Source organism: Acidisphaera sp. S103 (assembly GCF_009765975.1).
Taxonomy (GTDB): Bacteria; Pseudomonadota; Alphaproteobacteria; order Acetobacterales; family Acetobacteraceae; genus Rhodopila.
This window is the reverse complement of the sequence record NZ_LMUJ01000021.1, coordinates 1-838: the sequence shown is the minus strand read 5'-3', so window position 1 is coordinate 838 and position 838 is coordinate 1. Positions and strand designations below refer to the sequence as shown.

The following is an 838-nucleotide window of genomic DNA, read 5'->3' as shown; positions in this document are numbered from 1 at the left end:
ACCACGACGATTCCGGTCTGATAATTGCGCGATGGTGCGATCTTCAGCAAGAAAATCCCTTATGCCGGTTTTCTGTTCCACTCAGCCGCACAGGCCTTCACCTGCTTTATCCGTCTTGGAGCGTTCGATCAGCAGTTTCAGGCCGTCGCCGGTCCAAGTCACCTGTGCCATGTCCAACCCGATGAGTTCGGAGCGACGCAGGGCACCGGCAAAGCCGATCAGAAACAGGGCGCGGTCACGGGCGCCGGCGAGATCGGTTCCGCAGGCACGGCTCAGCTTCCTGACCTCCGCCGTGGTGAGCGCGGTACGCGCTGCGTCGCTCTGGAAGGCGCGAGCCATCACCGCGTCGACGATCTGGTACTGCATTTCCGGGACTTCGAAGGAGGGGGAGGCAACGGCTGCCACCCGGCGATAGTGCGGGCCTGTACCCGGGCCTGCTCGTTGTTGGCAATGCCGGGGAACCGGCGGCGCAACTCGATGGCGGCCGAAAACTCGCCTTCCTGTTCGAAAACGGTGCGGATCGCGGCGGCATTGGCTTCGGTGACAACGAACATGGCGGAAATCTAGGACGTCCTGGCGACGGCTTCCAGGCTCGATCGCGACAGGCCCCGGCAGAGAACCCGAAACCCTGCCGGGGGCCGTTCGGTCATCTCGGGTGCCTCACCGGGATGGTGATACCAGGAAGCGTTCACTGAGACGGCAACCCGGAACGTGGTGTCAGTGCCGATCCGAATCAACAATATATCCAAGCTGTTATGCATGGCTTGTCGGTGATTTTACCTCCCAGTGCATAGCTCTCATGCTGCATCGCAGCATTATCATCCAGCCCACGAAGGCC

At 61.3% G+C, this 838-nt stretch carries 2 protein-coding genes; both read right to left on the bottom strand.

Annotation, left to right across the window (positions count from 1 at the left end; translation table 11 throughout):
* Positions 1 to 81 precede the first annotated feature (81 nt).
* Positions 82 to 366 (bottom strand): tyrosine-type recombinase/integrase, encoded by a 285-nt coding sequence (locus GSQ89_RS02090; RefSeq protein WP_158921533.1) that lies wholly within the window; start codon positions 364 to 366, stop codon positions 82 to 84.
* Positions 339 to 554, bottom strand: a complete 216-nt coding sequence (locus GSQ89_RS02085; protein ID WP_158921531.1) for a hypothetical protein — start codon at positions 552 to 554, stop codon at positions 339 to 341. Before GSQ89_RS02085 ends, GSQ89_RS02090 begins: the two co-directional genes overlap by 28 nt.
* Positions 555 to 838 lie beyond the last annotated feature (284 nt).